Raw genomic sequence first — 2,799 nt, forward strand, 5'->3', positions numbered from 1 at the left:
AATAATTCAAGTGAATTTGTTTGAAAGAAGAACTTTAAAAGCTTTATTTTCACCCGATAAAATACCCATAAAACAAGAGGAAGCTCAAATGAGCTTCCTCTTGTGAAAAATTGTGGGACAGCAGTGGGCTTCATGCCTCGTTTTTTATTTATAATACTTCTGCTCTCTTTGAGATGAGGAGCATGCTCCGCAAGGAGATGAGACTATCCAACTCTCCCTTGCGAACTCAGAATATATTCTGAGGATTCTCATCTCCTATAAGGAGATAGAAAATTTAGACGCAATTTTATTCTGCAGGGCAATATTTCGCCCAATCATCTTTCATCCTTTGTAATTCACAGCCTGTTAAAACATCTGAATAATAAACATAATATGTGGTATCGGGATATTGAATCTTATGGCGAAACATCATGCCGCGCAAAGACACAGAGAGCTCTTCTGGAAAATCATATGTTAAATTAAGTTCTTCAAACTCATAGTTAAAATAACAATTTTGAGTCGCAATAAATGCCTCAACAACAGCCATAGTCACGTCCAAATATATAAACTTCGATATACATCTGAGTTTAATACAATCTTTTTGAAAATACTTATCCCCAGCCGCAAACTAAAGACATTTGAAAAAATAATGCACAAATTCTAGCGCCGTCTAACTAACACTTTTCATCGCATTATGGCTATACTTGCCGCGAATTATAAACATTGCACACCGATAAAAAATTTGAGCTTTGCCTTTTCATGATTGATTTCAAATTAAAACTTAAGCACATCTTAGCTTTTGCGTTATTAACTCTTGCCATTGTGATCGCCAGTATCCAACCTTTAGAAATGGAAGCATATATCCTCCATCAAATCGGCACAGCGTTTATGCTGATCGTGCTGCTCGTTTTCCTCTATAAAATAGGACTGAGTTTCGCAACAGTTTGCCTGTATCTTGGCTTTTTACTGATTCATGTCATAGGTGCCCATTATTTATATTCTTATGTGCCTTATGCTGAATGGACACAAGCTCTATTAGGTTTCAACCTTGACCAAAGCATGGGATGGACGCGGAATATGTATGATCGGCTTGTACATCTTGCCTATGGTTTGCTGCTCTACCCGTTCTTTTATCGCATATTTCAAATATGGCTACCGCAATTAAAAGCCGGAACACTCTTTTTATTGGTTATACAATTCGTCATGGCGACCAGTTTATTTTATGAATGGATCGAATGGCTGATTGCCATTGGCTTATCACCAGAAGAAGCTGAAAATTATAATGGTCAACAAGGTGATATTTGGGATGCACATAAAGATATGCTACTTGCAACACTTGGTGCGATGATCACTGGCGGCCTTTTATATTTCAATCAGAAAAAATCCTAAATAAAAAAAGCACTCATCAGAGTGCTTTTTTTATCGCTTTATTCATGAATGGATGTATTAATACAGTGGTAGCGCATTTAAGGTTTGATCTAACGGATCTAAAGCGCCCCATGCTGTTTGAAGCTCTGTATTTGAAACTGCTGTGACACCCGATACCGGATTGATAGACGGATTTAAATAAGATGAATCATCTGATATTTCATCAAGAGCAATGTTTGGTTCTTGATTGCTCAATAAGCTGTTCAAATCAATTTGATCATTAGGAATGAATGCGTTAGTTTCGTCTAAGCTAAAGCTCGAAACACTTTGCTGCGCAAGTACATCAAACACAGTATTATCACCTGTTAACAGTGATGCCTGATCATGTAATTCAACCGAAGCCTGTTCTTCTGACATCAAGAATAAACTCACTTTGGCAACTGTCATCGCTTCAACGGTAAAATCAAATGCTGAGCTTTTGGCACTGGTATTTCCTGCCAGATCCGTTTGGGTAAAACTATAGCTATACTTACCTGCTGCTAAATCTGACTCTGGTGTATACAACCATTTCCCACTAGTATCCGCTTTGACTGTTGCTACAGCGACGCCATTTTTATAAATGGTGATCGTGGCATTTGCCTCACCTTTACCTTCAAAACTTGGGGTTGAATCTTGAGTGCTCTCACCCTGCTTAATGGTGAGCTTTGTAGTCTCGCGATCATCATACACAGTCGTCAATGTCGGCGCGGATGGCGCAATAGTATCTTTTGTTCCAATGACTTGCGTGCTCTTTGAGCTATTGCCAGCCGCATCTGTCGCAGTCACTTGGACAACATTATTATCTGTTATTGCGCTGCTTAATTTCACCGTATAGCGCCCATCGTCGCCTACAGTTGCAGTACCAAGCGTATTTCCTGCACTGTTTTTAATGGTAATTTTGGCACCAATTTCAGCGCTTCCCGACACTTCTGTACCATCTGTATTGATTGTTGCTGTTGGTGCAACGGGTGCCGTATTATCCGTTCCAGCAGTGACATTTAACGGTATCGATTCATTGCCTGCCGCATCAACCACAATAATGGTTGTCTTATTACTATCCGACAGTGCTGGGGACAATGTCAGTTTAAATTGACCTTTGGCATCTACCGTAGTGGTGGCGATGACTTGTGAATTTGCATCTAATATTTGAATGGTGCTATTGGCTTCAGCCGTACCAACCAGTTCAGTTCCGGATTTATTCACTTCAATTTTAGGTTGATCGGGTCGAAGCGTATCTTTGCCCATCTCAACCGACTGCGCTTCAGATTTGTTGCCAGCTTTATCTTCTACAATAGATCTCTTTCATAAATCAAAAAACGATCTTCTTTTTGGTTAATATTTGCACTCCGGATTTCTTAGCATTCGTGCATAATCTGCGGATGAAATACATCGATTCAAACAAGCTTTCTGATC

At 39.4% G+C, this 2,799-nt stretch carries 3 protein-coding genes; 1 reads left to right on the forward strand and 2 read right to left on the reverse strand.

Annotated elements, in window-relative coordinates; translation table 11 throughout:
• Positions 1–286 precede the first annotated feature (286 nt).
• Positions 287–526, reverse strand: coding sequence for a hypothetical protein (locus tag FTT88_RS16860; protein WP_180174126.1), 240 nt, complete (start codon positions 524–526; stop codon positions 287–289).
• 212 nt (positions 527–738) lie between these two features.
• On the opposite strand from FTT88_RS16860, the gene FTT88_RS16865 reads away from it, so the two are divergent.
• Entirely contained in the window at positions 739–1,368 is a 630-nt protein-coding gene (locus FTT88_RS16865; RefSeq protein ID WP_180174127.1) for a DUF2238 domain-containing protein, read from the forward strand.
• 57 nt (positions 1,369–1,425) lie between these two features.
• Here the strand turns inward: FTT88_RS16865 and FTT88_RS16870 are convergent, their stop codons facing one another.
• The gene (locus tag FTT88_RS16870; RefSeq protein ID WP_180174128.1) at positions 1,426–2,631 is read right to left on the reverse strand and encodes an Ig-like domain-containing protein; all 1,206 of its coding nucleotides are present in this window, start codon (positions 2,629–2,631) and stop codon (positions 1,426–1,428) included.
• Between the last annotated feature and the right edge of the window lie 168 nt (positions 2,632–2,799).

This window comes from Acinetobacter sp. YH01024 (genome assembly GCF_013420195.1).
GTDB lineage: Bacteria > Pseudomonadota > Gammaproteobacteria > Pseudomonadales > Moraxellaceae > Acinetobacter > Acinetobacter amyesii.